This window comes from Devosia neptuniae (assembly GCF_025452235.1).
Classification (GTDB): Bacteria; Pseudomonadota; Alphaproteobacteria; order Rhizobiales; family Devosiaceae; genus Devosia.
Genome location: NZ_CP104965.1, coordinates 3,437,308 through 3,454,845, shown reverse-complemented (window position 1 = coordinate 3,454,845; position 17,538 = coordinate 3,437,308). Strand labels below are relative to the sequence as shown.

General features: G+C 63.0%; 17 protein-coding genes. 5 read left to right on the top strand and 12 right to left on the bottom strand.

Annotated elements, in window-relative coordinates; all coding sequences use genetic code 11:
* Positions 1-3: 3 nt before the first annotated feature.
* The 10 genes from N8A98_RS19745 to N8A98_RS19700 all read right to left on the bottom strand — a co-directional run bounded on the left by N8A98_RS19745 (position 4) and on the right by N8A98_RS19700 (position 10,740).
* Complete coding sequence (locus N8A98_RS19745) at positions 4-915, bottom strand: homocysteine S-methyltransferase family protein (protein WP_262167900.1); 912 nt, start codon at positions 913-915, stop codon at positions 4-6.
* A gap of 84 nt (positions 916-999) precedes the next feature.
* The gene (locus N8A98_RS19740; protein ID WP_262167897.1) at positions 1,000-2,607 is read right to left on the bottom strand and encodes an ABC transporter ATP-binding protein; all 1,608 of its coding nucleotides are present in this window, start codon (positions 2,605-2,607) and stop codon (positions 1,000-1,002) included.
* A complete protein-coding gene (locus tag N8A98_RS19735) occupies positions 2,600-3,430 on the bottom strand; it encodes an ABC transporter permease (RefSeq protein ID WP_262167895.1) in 831 nt (276 codons plus the stop codon). The genes N8A98_RS19740 and N8A98_RS19735 overlap by 8 nt, the downstream gene beginning before the upstream one ends.
* A complete protein-coding gene (locus N8A98_RS19730) occupies positions 3,427-4,365 on the bottom strand; it encodes an ABC transporter permease (protein ID WP_390888849.1) in 939 nt (312 codons plus the stop codon). Before N8A98_RS19730 ends, N8A98_RS19735 begins: the two co-directional genes overlap by 4 nt.
* Positions 4,366-4,519: 154 nt before the next feature.
* Positions 4,520-5,839 carry an NAD(P)/FAD-dependent oxidoreductase gene (locus tag N8A98_RS19725; RefSeq protein WP_262167891.1) on the bottom strand — a complete coding sequence of 440 codons (1,320 nt, stop codon included), beginning with the start codon at positions 5,837-5,839 and terminating at the stop codon, positions 4,520-4,522.
* A gap of 62 nt (positions 5,840-5,901) precedes the next feature.
* Positions 5,902-7,482, bottom strand: coding sequence for an ABC transporter substrate-binding protein (locus N8A98_RS19720; RefSeq protein WP_262167889.1), 1,581 nt, complete (start codon positions 7,480-7,482; stop codon positions 5,902-5,904).
* 140 nt (positions 7,483-7,622) lie between these two features.
* Positions 7,623-8,645 (bottom strand): L-threonine 3-dehydrogenase, encoded by a 1,023-nt coding sequence (gene tdh / locus N8A98_RS19715; protein ID WP_262167887.1) that lies wholly within the window; start codon positions 8,643-8,645, stop codon positions 7,623-7,625.
* Complete coding sequence (locus N8A98_RS19710) at positions 8,645-9,829, bottom strand: glycine C-acetyltransferase (protein WP_262167884.1); 1,185 nt, start codon at positions 9,827-9,829, stop codon at positions 8,645-8,647. Before N8A98_RS19710 ends, tdh begins: the two co-directional genes overlap by 1 nt.
* Before the next feature lie 67 nt (positions 9,830-9,896).
* Complete coding sequence (locus N8A98_RS19705) at positions 9,897-10,463, bottom strand: helix-turn-helix domain-containing protein (protein ID WP_262167882.1); 567 nt, start codon at positions 10,461-10,463, stop codon at positions 9,897-9,899.
* A gap of 55 nt (positions 10,464-10,518) precedes the next feature.
* The gene (locus N8A98_RS19700; protein WP_262167880.1) at positions 10,519-10,740 is read right to left on the bottom strand and encodes a KTSC domain-containing protein; all 222 of its coding nucleotides are present in this window, start codon (positions 10,738-10,740) and stop codon (positions 10,519-10,521) included.
* Positions 10,741-10,839: 99 nt separating this feature from the next.
* Between N8A98_RS19700 and N8A98_RS19695 the strand changes: the two genes are divergently transcribed.
* Both N8A98_RS19695 and fdxA read left to right on the top strand, forming a co-directional pair.
* Complete coding sequence (locus N8A98_RS19695) at positions 10,840-11,871, top strand: ATP-dependent DNA ligase (protein ID WP_262167878.1); 1,032 nt, start codon at positions 10,840-10,842, stop codon at positions 11,869-11,871.
* Positions 11,872-11,967: 96 nt separating this feature from the next.
* Complete coding sequence (gene fdxA / locus N8A98_RS19690) at positions 11,968-12,300, top strand: ferredoxin (protein ID WP_262167876.1); 333 nt, start codon at positions 11,968-11,970, stop codon at positions 12,298-12,300.
* On the opposite strand, the gene N8A98_RS19685 is transcribed toward fdxA, so the two are convergent.
* The gene (locus tag N8A98_RS19685; protein WP_262167874.1) at positions 12,279-13,592 is read right to left on the bottom strand and encodes an amidohydrolase family protein; all 1,314 of its coding nucleotides are present in this window, start codon (positions 13,590-13,592) and stop codon (positions 12,279-12,281) included. The two genes, fdxA and N8A98_RS19685, sit on opposite strands and share 22 nt — an antisense overlap.
* Positions 13,592-14,518 carry a dihydrodipicolinate synthase family protein gene (locus N8A98_RS19680; RefSeq protein WP_262167872.1) on the bottom strand — a complete coding sequence of 309 codons (927 nt, stop codon included), beginning with the start codon at positions 14,516-14,518 and terminating at the stop codon, positions 13,592-13,594. The genes N8A98_RS19685 and N8A98_RS19680 overlap by 1 nt, the downstream gene beginning before the upstream one ends.
* Before the next feature lie 97 nt (positions 14,519-14,615).
* On the opposite strand from N8A98_RS19680, the gene N8A98_RS19675 reads away from it, so the two are divergent.
* The 3 genes from N8A98_RS19675 (at position 14,616) to N8A98_RS19665 (ending at position 17,482) form a co-directional block, all read left to right on the top strand.
* Positions 14,616-15,479, top strand: a complete 864-nt coding sequence (locus N8A98_RS19675) for a LysR family transcriptional regulator (RefSeq protein ID WP_262167870.1) — start codon at positions 14,616-14,618, stop codon at positions 15,477-15,479.
* Positions 15,480-15,641: 162 nt separating this feature from the next.
* Entirely contained in the window at positions 15,642-16,676 is a 1,035-nt protein-coding gene (locus tag N8A98_RS19670; protein ID WP_262167868.1) for an ABC transporter substrate-binding protein, read from the top strand.
* A gap of 2 nt (positions 16,677-16,678) precedes the next feature.
* Positions 16,679-17,482 carry an ABC transporter ATP-binding protein gene (locus tag N8A98_RS19665; RefSeq protein WP_262167866.1) on the top strand — a complete coding sequence of 268 codons (804 nt, stop codon included), beginning with the start codon at positions 16,679-16,681 and terminating at the stop codon, positions 17,480-17,482.
* Positions 17,483-17,538: the final 56 nt, after the last annotated feature.

Here is a 17,538-nt window from a genome sequence, read left to right as displayed (position 1 = left end):
GCTTTACCAGGTGCGGTGCTTGCCCAGCGTGTGGATGTGCTCGGTGCCGATGCCGCAGCAGCCGCCGATAATGCTGGCGCCGGCCTTGGCCCATTGCTGGGCCCATTGGTCATAGGCCACCGGGTTGAGGTCGTCGCGGATTTCGGTGACCACGGCATTGGCCTCTTCGTCGTCCTGCTGGGACGGGAAGGCATTGGCGTAAACGCCGATCTGGGGATCAACACCCAAGCGGGCAAAGGTCTTGGAGGCCGCCTCGATGGCCGCAGTCATGACTTCGGGCATGCTGCAATTGAACAGCATGGCAGAGGCACCCAGCGATGCCGCGAGTTCGGCGGCAGCGACCACAGTTTCCCCGGAGCGCAATTGGGCTTCGCCCATTTCGGCGGGAGAGACGTCGTCGCGCAGGGTGAAGGAAATCCAGAATGGCAGGCCGGTGCTGGCGGTCGCAGCATGGGCCGCGCGCGCTTCGGCGAGGCTACTCTGGGTTTCGGCCAGCCAGACATCGACAAACGGCGCCATGCCGCCCACAAGCACATCGAGATAGGCGCCAGCCAATGCCGGGTTGAACAGGTCCGGCTGGTAGGAGCCGAATACCGGCGGCAACGAACCGGCGACCAGCACCTTGCGATCCCTAGCCGCGTCAGCAGCCTCACGCGCCAGACGCCCGGCAAGCGCCGCAAGCTTCTGGCCATCAGCAGCAAAGCGCTCCTCGCCAATGTGGAACGGCACCACGGCATAACTATTGGTCGTGATCACATCGGCGCCGGCTTCGATATAGCCGGCATGCGCCTGGGTGACGAATTCGGGCGCTTCCATCAGTGCCAAAGCCGACCATTCAGGTTGGCGGAACGGCGCGCCAATGCGCTCCAGCTCACGCCCCATGCCGCCATCAAGCAGAAGTCCGCGTCGTGTCATTTTTGGTGTCCTTCGAGAAGCAATGGCGTCGCGACTGCGCGGCACGCATGGAAAATGGGGATTGGATGGCGGAAAAGCAAAGGCTCAGCTTTCCACCCGATTGGCCATGCGCCGTTGCAACACACCGTCGAGCCAGCCGATTTTCATCTCCGGCACCGATTCGAGCAACTGAGCGGTGTAGGCGTCAAAGGGTGGTGACAGCACCTCGGCCTTGCGGCCATGGCGGACCACCCGCCCACGATGCATCACCGCCACGCTATCGGCGATAGCCCGCACAATGGCGATGTCATGGGTGATGAACAGGTAGGACGTGCCGGTATCGCGCTGGGTCTGCATCAGCAGCGCCAGAATGCCCTCGGCCACCAGCGGATCGAGCGCCGATGTCGGCTCGTCGCAGATGATGAGGCGCGGATTGGCCGCCAGCGCGCGGGCAATGCAAACACGCTGTTTCTGACCACCCGAGAGCTGGCCGGGATAGCGGCTGAGCATGCTGGCAGGCAGTTCGATCTGGTCGAGCAATTCGGCGACACGCTGGCTCTTCTGCTTGGCGCTGAGGCCGAAATAGAAGTCCAGCGGCCGCCCGATAATGGTGCCCACGGTTTGCAGCGGGTTGAGCGCGATATCGGGCATCTGGTGGATCATTTGCACATTGCGCAATTGCTCGCGCGTGCGCTTGGCCAGCGCGGGGGCCAGTTCAGTGCCCTCGAACGCAATGGTGCCGGAGCGCGCCGGGAGCAGGCCCATCAACACCCGCGCCAGGGTCGATTTGCCCGAACCGGATTCCCCGACCACGGCCAGGGTTTCCGCTGTGCCGACATCAAGGCTGATATCGCTGAGTACGTCCGCGCCTGAGGCGTAGCCAGCATGGATATTGCTGACCGAGAGCAGCCGCTCGGCCGGCTGGGCGGCGATGGCCTTTTCGGCCCATTGCACCGACATCAGGCGCTTGGTGTAGTCCTCTGCGGGAGCGGTGAACAGGCGCTCGCTGGTGCCAGATTCCACCGTCTTGCCGTGGCGCAGTACCAGAATGTCATCGGCAATCTGGGCTACGACGGCAAGGTCGTGCGAGATATAGAGCGCGGCAGTGTGCGTGGTGGCGATGGCGTGCTTGATAGCGGCCAGAACTTCGATTTGCGTCGTGACATCGAGTGCCGTGGTAGGTTCGTCGAACACCACCAATTGCGGCTTGGGGCAGAGCGCCATGGCGGTCATGGCGCGTTGCAGCTGTCCGCCCGAGACCTGATGGGGATAGCGCTGCCCGAAATGCTCGGGATCGGGCAGGCCGAGCATGGCGAACAGGCTCTTTGCCCGCGCAATGGCGTCGGCCTTGCTCATGATGCCGTGCCAGACGCTGGCTTCGATGACCTGATCGAGCAGTGGATGGGCGGGGTTGAATGCGGCTGCGGCGGATTGGGCGACATAGGTCACGGCCGCGCCGCGCAGGTCGCGTGTCCCGGCTTTGCCGAGTTGGAGGATATCCTGCCCGTTGAGGACCACACGGCCCCCGGTAATGCGCACGCCACGGCGGCCATAGCCGAGGGCCGCCAGCCCGATAGTGGATTTGCCGGCGCCCGATTCCCCGATCAGGCCGAGCACACGGCCCGGTTCGAGATCAAAGGACACCTTGTCGACCAGAACGGTCTCGCCCGCCGCAATGACGAGATCGCTGACGCTGAGCAGGGCATTAGCCATTGCCAAGTTCCCCACGCAGATGCGCCGCCCGGGTCAGCACCCAGTCCACGATAAGATTGACCGAGACGGCCAGCAGAACAATGGCGCCGCCGGGAATGAGCGCGGCGAAAATGCCGAACAGCAGGCCATCCTTGTTCTCTTTGACCAGACTTCCCCAATCGGCCACGGGCGGCTGAATGCCCAGGCCCAGAAAGGACAGCGTCGACAGGAACAGCACGGCAAAGGCGAAGCGCATGCCGAATTCGGCCAGGAGGGGCGCCGCCGCATTGGGCAGGATTTCGCGCAGCATGATCCAGCCCCAGCCTTCGCCGCGCATGCGGGCGACTTCGACATAGTCGAGCACGGCAATATCGGTGGCGACGGCGCGGCTGACGCGGAAGACGCGCGTGGCATCGAGCGCGGCCATAACGAGGACCAGCACGACGACATTTTTGGGCAGCACGGCCAGGACGACCAGCGCAAAGATCAGCGTGGGGATAGCCATCAGCAGATCATTGCCGCGCGAGAGGGCCTGATCTACCCAACCGCGCTGCATGGCGGCCAAGAGGCCCAGCGCCACGCCGACTATGAAGGCGATGAGAGTGGCAAGAGCGGCAACGCTTAGGGTGATCTGGGCACCCCAGATGATGCGCGAGAGCAGATCGCGCCCCAGATTGTCAGTGCCCAGTAGAGCCGTGGCCGAGGGCGGCTCCCAGACGCCGCCGACCACTTTGGAGACATCATAAGGGGCGACCCAGGGCGCAAAGGCGGCAATGCCGATGAAGAGCGCCAGCACGAGGAAGGCCAGCAGCACCAGCGGCGATGGACGAAGCTTGCGGTTCATCGCGGATGCCTCAAGCGCGGATTGGCGATGACGGCGGCAATGTCGGCGACCAGATTGAGCAGAATATAGACCGCCGCAAAAATCAGCCCACAGGCCTGCACCACGGGCACGTCGCGCTTGGAGACGTGATCGACCATATACTGGCCCATGCCGGGATAGACAAAGATCACCTCGACCACCACGACCCCGACCACGAGATAGGCCATGTTGAGCGCCACTACATTGATAATGGGCGACAGCGCATTGGGCAGAGCGTGTTTCCAGATCACCCGCCAGGGGGAGAGGCCCTTGAGTTCGGCGGTTTCGATATAGGGCGCGGACATGACATTGAGCAAAGCCGCCCGCGTCATGCGCATCATGTGGCCAAGCACAGCAATCACCAGCGTGGCGGCGGGAAGGGCGATGGCCTGGAGGCGGGGCAGGAGGCCCATATCGGGCGACACCGTCGAGCCGCTGGGGAACCAGCCGAGCGTGATCGAGAAGAACGCGATGAGCAGATAGCCCGCGAAAAACTCCGGTAGGGAGATGGCGCCCAGCGTGACGATATTGATCACCCGGTCGGCCAAGGTGCCGGCGAAGCGGGCAGCGATGAGACCGAGCAGGATGGCCAGCGGCACGGCGATGGCGGCTGCAACGCTCGCCAGGAACAGCGTATTGGCCAGGCGCGGGGCAATGCTGGTGGCAATGTCCTGCTTATTGCTGGTGCTGCGGCCCAGATCGCCATGCAACACACCACCGAGCCAGGCCACGTAGCGCACGACGGGAGGGCGTTCCAGACCAAGCTCCTTGCGGATGCCTTCGACCGCTTCAGGCGTGGCCTGCTGGCCGAGCATGGCGGTGGCCACGTCGCCGGGCAGGATTTGCGTGCCGGCAAAGATCAGTGCCGAAATGGCCCAGAGCACCACGAGCCCCATCAGCACCCGCCGGATCAGCATGCAGGCCAGCCCGCAGGGGCGCCGCCGCCGAACCGGGATCAAGGGCGCGCCTTGGATAGGGGCCACCGGGGGCGTGTCGATCATCACTCTCTCTCAAAATCCTGGCGCATGGGCTATCAGCGTAGGCCGGGTCAAGGCAATCCCCGCCAACCCGCTATTCCAGATGCACGCCGCCCTTCTCGCTAAACCGCGAGAAGCGGAAATCGTGCGGATCAACGATGGGATCGCGCCCGCTGACCAGATCGGCCGTCAACCGTGCCGCGCCCAGGCCCAGCCCGAAGCCATGCCCGGAATAGCCGGTCGACAGGAAAAAGCCCGGCACCTGCTCGACCGGCGAAATGACCGGAATGGCGTCGGGCGTGACATCGACACAGCCGCCCCATTGTTCGGCAATGGCAAGACCGGCAAACACCGGCATCTGCTCGGCCATGAGACGGGGCACGGCGGCCATGACGGCGGAATCGGGCACTGGATCGAGAATACGTTCCTTCTCGAATGGGCTGATGCCATCGGCGCCCCAGGGCTTGAGATAGCCCAATTCCTTGAAGAACCGGCGCCCCAGCCGCAGGCTCATCGCCTTGCCTTCGCGGCGTACGGTGGGGAGATAGTCGAGCAGAAAACGGAAACTGTTCGGCACGATATCGGCGACATATTTGCCGCCATTCTCGATCGTGTAGCCGCCATCGTCGCGGCGGCGCGAGCAAATGCCCGGCACCCAGATCGCCACATCCGGGCCATTGGCCAGTGCCTCGGTGCGCTGCATGGACACGATCACCTTGAGTTGGGGCAGCCGCAGTCCAAGCGAGCGGCAGAACAGGCTCGACCAGGCGCCACCCGCCAGCACGACCTTTGGAGCCACAATGCGCCCACGCTCGGTCACGACACCGCTGATGGCCCCGCCGGTTTTCTCGACCGCCCGTACCGCGCAATTCTCAAGCACGGTGACGCCAAGTCGGCGCGCATAGGCGGTGATCGCCGGCACGGCCTTTTGCGGTTCGGCGCGACCATCGGTTTCGGTATAGAGGCCAATCGGATAGTCCCGCTCCAACCCCGGCGCTATTGCCGCAACACCGTCGCGATCCAGCACCTGGCTCTCCAAGCCCAACGCTTTGGCTTTGGCGACCCAGGCATCATAGCGGCTCAATTCGGCCTCGGTGCGAAACCCATAAAGACTGCCGCATTGGCGAAACCCGGTATCGCCATCCACGCGCGCATCGATGCCGCGCCACAGATCGAGGCTCGCCATGGAGAGTGCCACTTCACGAGGATCGCGCCCCTGCTGGCGCACCCAGCCGGCATTGCGGCTGGATTGCTCGCCCGCCACCACGCCCTTTTCGCAGACGACGACGCGCAGGCCCTGTTCAGCCAGAAACATCGCCGTCGACATGCCGATAATGCCGCCACCAATGATGACAACATCCGCAGCCGGCGGCAGCTCCGTGTCGGTTTCGACCGGGGCGGTACGAGGCGCCATTTCTATTTCCTGAATGCGAGAGAACGAAGGGCCCGGCAGCTTTGCGCCGGGCCCGGAACAGATCAGGCTTCGAGCCAGACCTTTTCAGCAACGCGATAGCCGGAGAGATCACCGCCGCCCGGCACATTGGTGAAACCGGCCACCTTGTCGGACGCGCCGGACAGGTTATCGGCGAAGACGGGAATGATCTCGCCGCCCTCGTTCACCAGTTGAAGCTGCAGATCGTGATAGATCTGCTTGCGCTTGGTCTCGTCGAGTTCGACCCGCGCTGCGGCCAGCAGCTTGTCGAAACTCTCGTTCTTCCAGGCCGTTTCGTTCCAGGGCGCATCGGACTGGAACACCAGCGAGAGCATGGCATCAGCCGTGGGGCGCACCGACCAATTGGACGCGCAGAATGGGTGCTTGAGCCACACTTCATCCCAATAGCCATCCGAGGGCACGCGATTGACATCGATGGTGATGCCCGCTGCAGCAGCTGCGGTCTGGTAAAGCTGGGCCGCATCGGCGGAACCGGGGAAGCCATTGTCGGAAACCGACAGCGGCAGCGAGCCGGAAAAGCCCGACTTCTTGAAATGGAACGCCGCCTGCTCGGGATCATAAGCGCGCTGCGGAATATCAGCTGCGAAATACGGATTCCACGAGGCAATCGGATTGTCATTGCCCATGGCCCCGGTGCCGACCAGCAGGCTCTGCTGGATAGCCTCTCGGTCGATCGCATATTTCAGCGCCAGCCGCAGGTCTGGATTATCGAACGGGGCGACATTGGTCAGCATGGGGAAGGTGAACATGGTGTTCTCCTTGGCCCCATGGATATTGATCCCTGGCCGTGAGGACAGCAGCCCCACCGTGCGCGGTTCGACGCGGTTGATGATGTGGGCCGAGCCACTGATGAGCGCGGCCACGCGCGCCGTCGTATCGTTCATGGCGATGGTTTCAACCGAATCCACATTGGCGCGGTCGGGATGCCAGTAATTCGGATTGCGCTTGGTCAGCGCCCGCACGCCCGGTTGGAAATCTTCAAGGATGAAGGCGCCGGTGCCCACGCCCTTGTCGAAATCGCCGCCATCGGGGCCGATGCCGAAGTGATAGTCGACCAGCGCATAGGGGAAGTCGGCATTGCCGGCACTGAGCGTAATGGTGACCTCATAGGGCGCGCTGGCGACAATGTCGGTAACCGGGATCAGCTGTCCCTTGCCGCCCGAAGGATTGTCTTCGCCGCGATGATGATTGAGCGAATAGACCACGTCGGCAGCGGTCAGCTCTTTGCCATTGTGGAACTGAATGCCCTTTTTGAGCTTGAACAGCCAGGCGCTGCCATCGGGCTTGGTCGCTTCCCAGCTTTCGGCCAGGGCGCCCACCAGCTTGCCGCTTTCGTCCAGTTCCAGCACCGTATTGAACAGCTGGAAACCGACGGTATAGAGGTAGGCTTCTGTGTAATAGGCCGGGTCCAGGCGATCGGAACTGGACGCCGTGTCGAGCCCCAGGATCAGATGCCCGCCTTTTTTCGGTGTGGCCGCCTGCGCCATGGCGCTGGCCGGCAACAGCAGCCCGCTGGCCGCCGCGCCGAGCGTCAGCGCGCCGGCAGAACGCAGAAAGTCACGCCGTGTCGACGCGAACGCGCCAGAGTCGGACCAATTCGTCATAAACCTATCACCCGTGGGAAAAACCGCAGCAGACCAGCGCGGGCCTGGTTCCTTTTACTGTTTGTGACAGCCGGGCGCACGGAAACCCATGCTCTTTTGGCAAATGGACGTGAAAAAATGCACTTGTGGGGCAGGGCGGCCTACCACTCCAAAACGATCTTGCCCTTTTCGCCACCAGCGGCCAGCTCGAACGCCTTGGCGTAATCGTCCGCACTCATCCGGCGCGTGATGACCTTGCGGACATCGAGTCCCGATTCCAGCATGGCCAGCATCTTGTGCCAGGTTTCGAACATTTCTCGGCCATAGATGCCGCGCAGCGCAATCATGCGGAACACGATCTTGCCCAGGTCGAAGTTGAACGGCCGTGCGGGCACGCCCAGTAGTGCAATGCGCCCGCCCATCACCATGTGGTCGATCATCTGGTCGAGCGCCGCGGGCGAGCCGCTCATCTCCAGCCCGACATCGAAACCTTCCTTCATGCCGAGCTTTGCCATCACCTCGCGCAGGTCTTCATCGGCGACATTGACCGGTACGACATCAGCCACTTCCGCCGCCAGTTTCAGCCGCTCGGGATTGACGTCGGTGATCACGACGCGACGCGCGCCCACATGACGGGCCACGGCGGCGCCCATAATGCCGATCGGACCGGCGCCCGTCACCAGCACGTCTTCGCCCACAATGTCGAAGGCCAACGCCGTATGCACGGCATTGCCAAGCGGATCGAGAATGGCGCCCATCTCATCATCGATGCCGTCGGGCAGGGGGATGATGTTGAATGCCGGTATTTTCACGAATTCGGCAAAGGCGCCCGGCAGGTTGACGCCAATGCCCTTGGTTTCGGGATCAAGATGGAATTTGCCCGCCCGGCTGGCGCGGCTTTTCATCCCCACCACATGGCCCTCGCCGGACACGCGCTGGCCGACCTTCAGGTTGCGCACATCGGTGCCGATGGCGGCGATTTCGCCGGCATATTCGTGCCCGGTGATCAGGCCCACCGGCACGGTCTTGGCGGCCCATTCATCCCAATTATAGATATGGATATCGGTGCCGCAGATGCCGGTTTTGTGCACCTTGACCAGCACATCCTCCGGTCCGATCTCGGGAATCGGCCGGTCTTCCATCCAGATGCCGCGTTCCGACCTAGCCTTGACGAGCGCTTTCATCAGATGATCCCCAATTCCCGTCCGGCCTCGGCAAAGGCGCCGATGGCGAAGTCCACATCGTCCTGGCTTAGCGCTGCCGACATCTGGGTGCGAATGCGCGCCTTGCCCTTGGGCACGACCGGGAAAAAGAAGCCCGCAACATAAACGCCACGCTTGTCGAGCGCCGCGGCCAGGTCCTGCGCCTTGGTGGCCTCGCCAAGCATCACCGGAATGATGGGTGTCTCGCCCTCCAGCAGGTCGAATCCGGCTTCGGCCAGTCCAGCGCGGAAGCGCCTCGTATGCGCCATCAGCGTTGCGCGCAGATCATCGGCCTTGTCGGCCAGTTCGAGCGCTTTCAACGATCCGGCCGCTACGGCCGGCGCCAGCGCATTGGAAAAGAGATAGGGCCGCGCCCGCTGCCGCAGCAGGTCGATGGCCTGTTGCGGTCCGGCGATGAAACCGCCCATAGCGCCGCCCAGCGTCTTGCCAAACGTGCCGGTGATGATGTCCACCTCGGCGCCGGTCAGCGCACCGGTACCGCGGCCCTTGGGTCCGAGATGCCCGGTGGCGTGGCAATCATCGACCGCGATGATGGCGTCATATTTGTCGGCGAGCGCCCGGATTTCGGCCAGCTTGGCGATATGACCATCCATCGAGAACACGCCATCGGTGACGATCAGGCGGAAGCGGCTGCCCTCCAACACGGCCAGCTTCAACTGGTCTTCGAGATCGTCCATGTCGCTGCTGCCATAGCGATAGCGCTTGGCCTTGGACAGGCGCACGCCGTCGATGATCGAAGCATGGTTGAGGGCGTCCGAAATGATGGCGTCTTCCGGCCCGAGCAGGCTTTCAAACAACCCGCCATTGGCGTCAAAACACGCGGCGAAGAGGATGGAATCGTCCTTGCCGAGGAATTTCGCCGTGGCTTGCTCAAGCTCGCGATGCAGGTCCAGCGTGCCGCAGATGAAGCGCACCGATGCCATGCCGAAGCCATAGTGCTGGATGGCATCGATCGCGGAAGTAGCGATTTCAGGGTGGTCAGCGAGGCCCAGATAATTATTGGCGCATAGATTGACCATTGTACGATGGCCCACCGCAATGCGCCCGCCCTGTGGCCCGGTGATTTGCCGCTCACGCTTGAGCATGCCGGCTTCAGCTATGCCGTCGAGTTCGCCTTGCAGATGCTTGAGAAAACCGGAATTCAATGGAACCTCCTCCTGATGGATATTCCAATATAACGGAATTAATGCCGCGACAATGGAATTCTAGGACCTAGCGATAGAGCAGAACCAGCAGGCCCGTCGCGGTCTCGGTCCCGGAATTTGAAATGGCATGCGGCACGTCAGCAGGGTAGCGTGCGGTCTCGCCGCGCTTCACTTCTGCTTCGCCCCGGCCGCTCCTGATAATTATCCCGTCGGTCCAGGCCGTGAAATGTTCCACCGCACCCTTGGCGTGGGCTTCGCTGTCCAGCCGTCCACCTGCCGCGATCTCGACGGCATACCATTCCGTATGGCCTGCCAATCTTGGCGGGCTCAATATCTTGAGCCGGCACAGCCCGTCTCCGCTCTTGATTTCCGGCGTATGCGGGGCAGGCGTGACTTCAATCACGTCATGTTCATTGGCTGTGGCGCCACCCGCTATAAGGTCGGAAAATTCCAGCCCCAGCGCCTGGGTCAGGCTCCACAGCACCGCGAAAGTGGGATTGGCCTCGCCGCGCTCGATCTGGCTCAGCATCGATTTCGACACCCCAGACATCCCCGCCAGTGCCTCAAGCGTCAACCGTCTGGCCTTGCGCTCGCTCTGGATGACCGGGCCGATCTTTGGGCTAGAACTCACCATCACGCTCCTCGCTACGTTTCCGATATGACGGATATCGAGGCGGCGTGTCCACTATTTAGTGCTTGGCAGGCGAAGCAATATCACCCTCGCGAACGAGGAAACTGGATCGGATATGCCGATTGAAGAACCGGCCCTTGGAAAAGGCTGCTCGGAAAGCATCATAAATTTCAGCCGGTACGTCCAGATAGTCGTACCGCTTTCCATTCGTCGCCAGCCAGATCGAGAGTACTCGTGTCTGGGGATCGTACTGGCTCTTTTGAATGATGGTGGATGGCATGGGCTGCTCCTGCAACTGCAACCGGATTGCTCCGGGAAGGTTGCAATCAGGTGCCCCGGCGAGTGCCTGATGGTCAGCCGGCGACAAGGAGATCGGATCATGCCAGCCCTCGAATTTGTTCCGCCAATGGAAGCACGGCTGGTTTCGGACCTGCCGAAGGAGGAAGGCTGGCAATTCGAGCCCAAATGGGACGGCTTTCGCTGCATCGCCCTCAGGGACGGTGGCGCGGTGGAACTCTGGGGCAAGTCGGGCAAACCGCTGGGGCGCTATTTCCCCGAGATCATAACCTTGGTCCACAGCCTACCAGCGCAACGCCTGATCCTCGACGGTGAACTGATCGTGCCCATCGACGACGTCGCCTCGTTCGATGCCCTGCAGCAGCGCCTGCACCCAGCCGAGAGCCGGGTGCGCAAACTCGCTGCTGCCACGCCAGCAATATTGGTGGTGTTCGATCTGCTGCATCAGGGCCGGGTGCATTGGCTCGGCCGGCCCTTGGCTGAGCGCCGGACTGCCCTCGAAGCTTTTGTAGCAGGCTTGCCGTCCGGCGGTAGGCTGCGCCTCTCGCCCGCCACCATTGATCGCGCCGCCGCCAAACGCTGGTTCACCGAATTGACGCATGAACTGGATGGTGTCGTCGCCAAGCGGCTGGACGAGCCCTATGCCAGCGGCGAGCGCGCAATGCTCAAGATCAAGCGCATCCGCACGGCCGATTGCGTCGTCGGCGGCTTCCGCTATGGCACCGGCAGCAAGCTGGTCGGCTCACTATTGCTCGGGCTCTACAACGCGGAAGGGAAGCTCGATCATGTCGGCTTCACCTCGGCCTTCACCAACGAGGACAAACCGGCACTGACCAGAAAACTCGAAGACCTGAAAGGCGGACCCGGCTTTACCGGAAAAGCCCCGGGCGGGCCCAGCCGCTGGTCCACCGAACGATCCAGCCAATGGGAGCCATTGCAGCTCGAACTGGTTGCCGAGGTGTCCTACGACCAGATCACCGGCGATCGCTTTCGCCACGGCACACGCTTCCTGCGCTGGCGACCCGACAAGGCACCGCAAAGCTGCACCTTCGACCAACTCGCCGCCCCGATCGCGCCCGACGCCCTCATCAAGGCGGCGCTGAGCGCGGCGTGACCCGCCTGCGTTGCCATTTTGGCAATCGGTCGTACGATATTCAGCGCTTTTATCGAACGGCTGACGTGACCATTATGGCTCGGGGAGACCTGAGCCATGACCTATGTGATCACCGAGACCTGCATCGATATCAAGGACGGCGCCTGCGCCGAAGTTTGTCCGGTGGACAGCATTTATGAGGGCGGGCGAATGTTCTACATCCACCCCGATGAATGCATCAATTGTGGTCTGTGCCTATCGGTCTGTCCGGTCGATGCCGTTTCATGGGAAGGCGATATCGCCGAAGCGAAAAAAGACTATATCGCCGTAAACCGGGACTTTTTTGGTCCTGAGGTCACGAATATGGGCTCGCCCGGCGGTTGGGAAAAGTCGCGCTCGACGGCGCTCGACCACCCCGTCGTCGCCGCTCACCAGCCCCAATCGGCATAATAGCGACGGGTCGCCTCGACCAAGATCCGAACCCTTTCCCGCTCCGCCAGAAGCCGTGGCCGATCCAGCAGCGCCTGTTGCCGCAATTCAAGTCGGGACGCTTCGTAGTCCACCCGCACCAGCGCGCCATTCTCGATGACACTTTGCCCCGCCACGTTCATGTCGAGCACGTGCCGCCCGGTCGCCCGCGTCAGGATTACACTGGCCGGATCGAGGTCATCAAACATGGCATCGGCCAGCAGCGCCGCGCCGTCCAACTCCACCGCATCACCTTCGCCTGATAGCCCCAGCACGGTTCGCCCGGCCGCAAAGACGCGGTCCAGGGTTTGCTGTGGACTCAACTCCGGCGCAAGCCCGTTGCCGCCATGCAGCAGATGGAACAGCCGCAACTCGCGCCACCAATCCTGGTCATCATCAAGCCCCGTGCCATCGAGCCCAACCGCGACCGCAAGCCCCGCCCGCCGCGCCGCCGCCACCGGCGCAATGCCCGAACGCAGCCGCAGATTGGCGGAGGGATTGGACACCAGTTGCACGCCCCGCTCGATCATCAAGCCATATTCGGCTGGTCGTAATTGCACCCCATGCGCGACGCTAAGGCGCTGCGAGAGGAAACCGATTTCATCAAGAAACGTCAGCACGCCCTGGGGAAAGCGCCGGTCCAACCAGCGCCGCTGGCGGGGACTTTCCAGCAGATGCATGTGAATGCGCAGGCCCGTCGCCGCTGACAGGTCCGCGATCGCCTCGAGCAACCGGTCCGAACACCATTGCGGCCCGATCGGCCCCAGTTGCACACTGACCATATCGCTGGAGCAGGTGTCGACGATGGCCCGCACCGACGCAAGCTGCTCCTCGATCGGCCGGTAGTGCGGCGCCGTCGCGCCCACCAGTTCCCACTCATCCGCGGACATATGGGCCCGCAACCGCTCCGGCCCGCCGCCATAAGCCCAGGCATCAAAATCGAGCAAAGGGCAGCTCAGCCCCAGCCTGATGCCCACATCGCCCGCCGCCCGGCAGACCGCCTGTGCTTCTTCCACCAGGCGGTCGGCATTGAGCGAATTGTGGCAATGCATCGTCGCGCCTACGCCTTGGCGGGCCAGCCGGGCAAAGCCAACCAGCGCCTCGAGGTACGGATCGGTGCGCGGCCGCAACCGCATATGCGGTATCCAGGGCTCCAGCGCATCGTCCAATGCGCCGAAGTCGAGCGTCCTGATGCCATAGCCATGGTCATGCGCATTGATGGGCGCCGGCATGATCCAGCGCCCGTTATCCCCTCGCTCAATGGGCGCGGCCATTACAGCGCCGCACGCGGATCTTTGCGGGCCAGGCGCTGCAGCAGATATTCGATTTCAGCCTTGGCGGCGGCGGTGAGGCTGCTGCCGGGTTTGCGCTGGGCATCGCTGGCAATGGCGCCGCGTTTCTGCAGCACATATTTGCGCACCGCCAGCCCCACGCCCTGCTGCTGCTCATAGCGCATCAGCGGCAGATGGGCGTCGAACAGGTCATGCGCCGCATCGCGTTCGCCGCGCTGCTGCATGGTGACGACATCAATCAGCATGTCGGGAAAGGCATAGCCGGTCATGGCGCCGTCGGCGCCGCGTTCCATCTCGAAATCGAGGAACAGCCCGCCATTGCCGCAGAGGATCGAGATATCGCGCATCTCGCCGGCCTTCTGGAAGCCGCGCAGCTTGCTGATCTTTTCCAGTCCCGGCCAATCCTCATGCTTGAGCATGACGCAGGAGGCATGATTGTTGACGATGGCGCGAATGACATTGGGGGTCATCACCACGGTCAGTGTCAGCGGATAATCCTGGATGACGAACGGAATGTCCTCGCCAATGGCTTCGACGGCCTGCGCATAATAGGTGACGATCTGCTCGTCGGTGCGCAGGGCAGGGGGCGGGGCGATCATGACGCCGGCGGCGCCGAGATCCATGACATTGCGCGCCAAGGACCGCATGGCCGCAAAGCCGGGCGCCGACACACCAACAATGACGGGCACACCGGCCCGGCCCACCACCTGCCGGGTGATTTGCAGCGATTCCTCCGGCTCGAGCTTGGGCGCCTCGCCCATAATGCCCAGAATGGTCAGCCCGGTCGCGCCGGACTGCACATAGAAATCAGTCAGCCTGTCGACCGAAGCGGTGTCGAGCGCGCCATCGGGGTGGAACGGCGTGGCGGCGATGGCGTAGACGCCATTGGTTTGCGGGGACAGGGACATGGGCATTCCTCGGATAGTGGTGTGGCGCAGTATCCACACATATTGCAGCGGGTAAAACTGTCTTCCCATATCTTGAGACGATAGCTAATGTTTATTGATGGACACGCAATTCCTTGAAACCTTCGTGTGCGTCGTCGAGCAGGGCTCGATGGCGGAGGCGGCTCGGCGCCTCGGCATCACCGCCGCTGCGGTTGGCCAGAGAATGCGTGCCCTGGAAACCGAGATCGGCGTGCCATTGGTGGCGCGGGCCGGCAGGCGCGTCAGTCCCACCAGTGCCGGGGCCGCACTGGTCGAGCCGGCGCGGCGCATCTTGGGCGAGGTCGCCAATCTGCAGATCGCGGCGCAGCCTGATCAACCCGCCGGCCGCCTCACGCTGGGCTGCATCAGCACCGCCCTGACGGGCATGATGCCCACGACGCTGCTCGGCCTGCGCCAATCGGCGCCCCGGCTCGAACTGGTCCTGGCCCCCGGCGCGAGCCCCGATCTGTTCGACCGGGTCCGCACCCGCGAGCTCGATGCGGCCATTATCGTGCAGCCGCCCTTCGTCATGCCCAAATCCATGCAGTGGCAAACCATCCGCCGCGAGCCGCTGGTGTTGCTGGCGCATCGCGAACTGGCCGCCCGCAGCATTGCCGATCTGCTGAGCACCCACCCCTTCCTGCGCTATAATCGGGCCAGTTGGGGCGGACGCCTTGTCGATATCTATCTTCGGCGCACCGGCATCGTGCCGCGTGACCTGGTGGAGCTCGACGCCCTCGAAGCCATTGCGGTGATGGTCGATCAGGGCCTGGGCGTCGGCATCGTGCCCGATTGGCCAAAGCCCTGGCCGCATTGTCCCAATATCGTGGCCCTGCCGCTCGAAGAGATCAATGCCAAGCGCAATGTCGGCCTGGTCTGGCGCCGCGGTACGCCGCGTCAGCGTCTCGTACAGGCGCTGCTCGAGGCCGTGACAGCGCGCTAATCCCCGAACAAAGCAGAAATTGCTCCGAGCGTTGCCTTTTCGGCAATTAAAACCACGAATTTTTGAACTTCTTGAGAACGGCATCCTGAGCCATCATCGGTGACGTCGCGATGACAACCCGGAGAGGGAAAGCCGGGGACACTGCAACAGGGAACGCAGCTCATGTCCATTTTTACGATGAATCGTCGCCGTTTTATTCAGAGCACCGCCGCGCTGGCGGGCTTGGCCGCCACCCATAGCCTGATCGGCGTGCAGGCGGGTCTGGCGCAGGATGTCGCCAAGGTGCGCATGCAGCTCGGCTGGCTCGCCTCCAACGGCATTCTGGGTGAAGTTGCCGCTATCAAGAAGGGTTTCTTTGCCGAGGAAGGCGTCGAGCTCGAAATCGTTCCCGGTGGTCCCAATATCGATGGCGTTGCCGGCGTCGCTGCCGGCCAATCGCAATTGGGCCTGACCTCTTCCAGCCCCGCCATCATGTTGGCGCGCTCGGCTGGCATTCCCATCAAGGCATTCCTCGCGGGTTACCAGAAGCACCCCTTCTCCTATTTCTCGCTGGGCAAAAACCCGATCCGCACGCCGCAGGACATGATCGGCAAGACGGTCGCCACCCAGCCCTCCGCCGTCATCCTGCTGCGCGCGCTGCTGGCCGCCAATGGCATTGCCGAGGATCAGGTTACCATCGTCAATATGGGCGCGGACATGAACCAGCTCCTCACCGGTCAGGCCGATGTGGTGACCGGCTGGAACACCAATGTCGAAGCCATGCAGATCCTTGGCCCCGATGCCGTCGAGCTGATGCTGTGGGATGCGGGGCTGCAACTCTACGCCAATGTCTATTTCGCCACCGACGACCAGATCGACAATCATGGCGACGTGCTCGCCCGCTTCACCCGGGCCGCCGCCAAGGGCTGGGCCTATGTGCGCGACAACCACGAAGAGGGCGTGGACATGCTGGTGGAGGCCTATCCCAACATGCAGCGCGCACCCGAGCTGCTGGCGGTCGAGGCTGTGTCCAATTATTCCTTCGGTGAAACGACCAAGGCCGATGGCTGGGGCACCATGAGCCGGGCGCTCTGGGAAGCACAGATCAAGACTTATGCCGATCTGGGGCAATTCTCCGGCACTGTGCCCACGCTCGACGACATCGTCACCTTCTCGGTGCTCGACGCCACTGTCGATGCCCGCAAGGCGGTGAGCTGACCATGTTGGCAGCACTGGAACAGAATCTGGAGACGAGCGCGACCCACCCCGCAATCTCGATCCGAAACGTCTCCGTGCGGTTCGGCGAGGGCAGGGGCGAAGTCACCGCGCTGTCCGACGTGTCACTCGACATTCCCGAAGGCGGCTTCGTCACCATGCTGGGGCCCTCGGGCTGTGGCAAATCCACCTTGCTGCGGGCCATAGCCGATCTGGTGCCCACCAGCGGTGGCGATATTTCGGTGCTGGGCCGCTCGCCCCGGCAAGCCCGCGAAGGCCGCGATTTCGCCTTCGTCTTCCAGGATGCCACTTTGCTGCCCTGGCGCAGCGTCATCGACAATGTGCGATTGCCGATCGAGGTCGGCAAGAAGGCCGGTGCCAGCTTTGACGATCCGCACAAGCTGCTGGCCATGGTGGGCCTCGCCGGGCGTGAAAACGCTTTGCCGCATGAGCTTTCCGGTGGCATGCGCCAGCGCGTCGCCATTGCCCGGGCGCTGGTGACAAGACCGCGCATCCTGCTGATGGATGAGCCATTCGGCGCGCTGGACGAAATCACTCGCGACAAGCTCAACGAAGAACTGCTGCGCATTTGGCAGGAGACGGGCACCACGATTGTCTTCGTGACCCATTCCATTCCGGAGGCCGCGTTCCTGGGCCAGCACGTGCTGATGCTCAAGGCGCATCCGGGGCGCGTCAAGGACTTCATGAAGGTGGATTTCCCGACCGGCCGCTCGCTCGCCATTCGCGACACCGTCGAATTCATCACCGTCACCGCGCGCCTGCGCTCGATGCTGGAGGAATGTCTATGACCGACGCACTCTCCAATCCCGCCGCGAGCGGCGTCGAGCCGAACGAAGGCTTCATC

Bases quoted from the DNA above. Each gene is read 5' to 3' on its own strand.
- N8A98_RS19745 (WP_262167900.1), bottom strand. From the start codon at position 915: ATGACACGACGCGGACTTCTGCTTGATGGCGGCATGGGGCGTGAGCTG.
- N8A98_RS19740 (WP_262167897.1), bottom strand. From the start codon at position 2,607: ATGGCTAATGCCCTGCTCAGCGTCAGCGATCTCGTCATTGCGGCGGGC.
- N8A98_RS19735 (WP_262167895.1), bottom strand. From the start codon at position 3,430: ATGAACCGCAAGCTTCGTCCATCGCCGCTGGTGCTGCTGGCCTTCCTC.
- N8A98_RS19730 (WP_390888849.1), bottom strand. From the start codon at position 4,365: ATGCTGATCCGGCGGGTGCTGATGGGGCTCGTGGTGCTCTGGGCCATT.
- N8A98_RS19725 (WP_262167891.1), bottom strand. From the start codon at position 5,839: ATGGCGCCTCGTACCGCCCCGGTCGAAACCGACACGGAGCTGCCGCCG.
- N8A98_RS19720 (WP_262167889.1), bottom strand. From the start codon at position 7,482: ATGACGAATTGGTCCGACTCTGGCGCGTTCGCGTCGACACGGCGTGAC.
- tdh (WP_262167887.1), bottom strand. From the start codon at position 8,645: ATGAAAGCGCTCGTCAAGGCTAGGTCGGAACGCGGCATCTGGATGGAA.
- N8A98_RS19705 (WP_262167882.1), bottom strand. From the start codon at position 10,463: ATGGTGAGTTCTAGCCCAAAGATCGGCCCGGTCATCCAGAGCGAGCGC.
- N8A98_RS19700 (WP_262167880.1), bottom strand. From the start codon at position 10,740: ATGCCATCCACCATCATTCAAAAGAGCCAGTACGATCCCCAGACACGA.
- N8A98_RS19695 (WP_262167878.1), top strand. From the start codon at position 10,840: ATGCCAGCCCTCGAATTTGTTCCGCCAATGGAAGCACGGCTGGTTTCG.
- fdxA (WP_262167876.1), top strand. From the start codon at position 11,968: ATGACCTATGTGATCACCGAGACCTGCATCGATATCAAGGACGGCGCC.
- N8A98_RS19685 (WP_262167874.1), bottom strand. From the start codon at position 13,592: ATGGCCGCGCCCATTGAGCGAGGGGATAACGGGCGCTGGATCATGCCG.
- N8A98_RS19680 (WP_262167872.1), bottom strand. From the start codon at position 14,518: ATGTCCCTGTCCCCGCAAACCAATGGCGTCTACGCCATCGCCGCCACG.
- N8A98_RS19675 (WP_262167870.1), top strand. From the start codon at position 14,616: ATGGACACGCAATTCCTTGAAACCTTCGTGTGCGTCGTCGAGCAGGGC.
- N8A98_RS19670 (WP_262167868.1), top strand. From the start codon at position 15,642: ATGTCCATTTTTACGATGAATCGTCGCCGTTTTATTCAGAGCACCGCC.
- N8A98_RS19665 (WP_262167866.1), top strand. From the start codon at position 16,679: ATGTTGGCAGCACTGGAACAGAATCTGGAGACGAGCGCGACCCACCCC.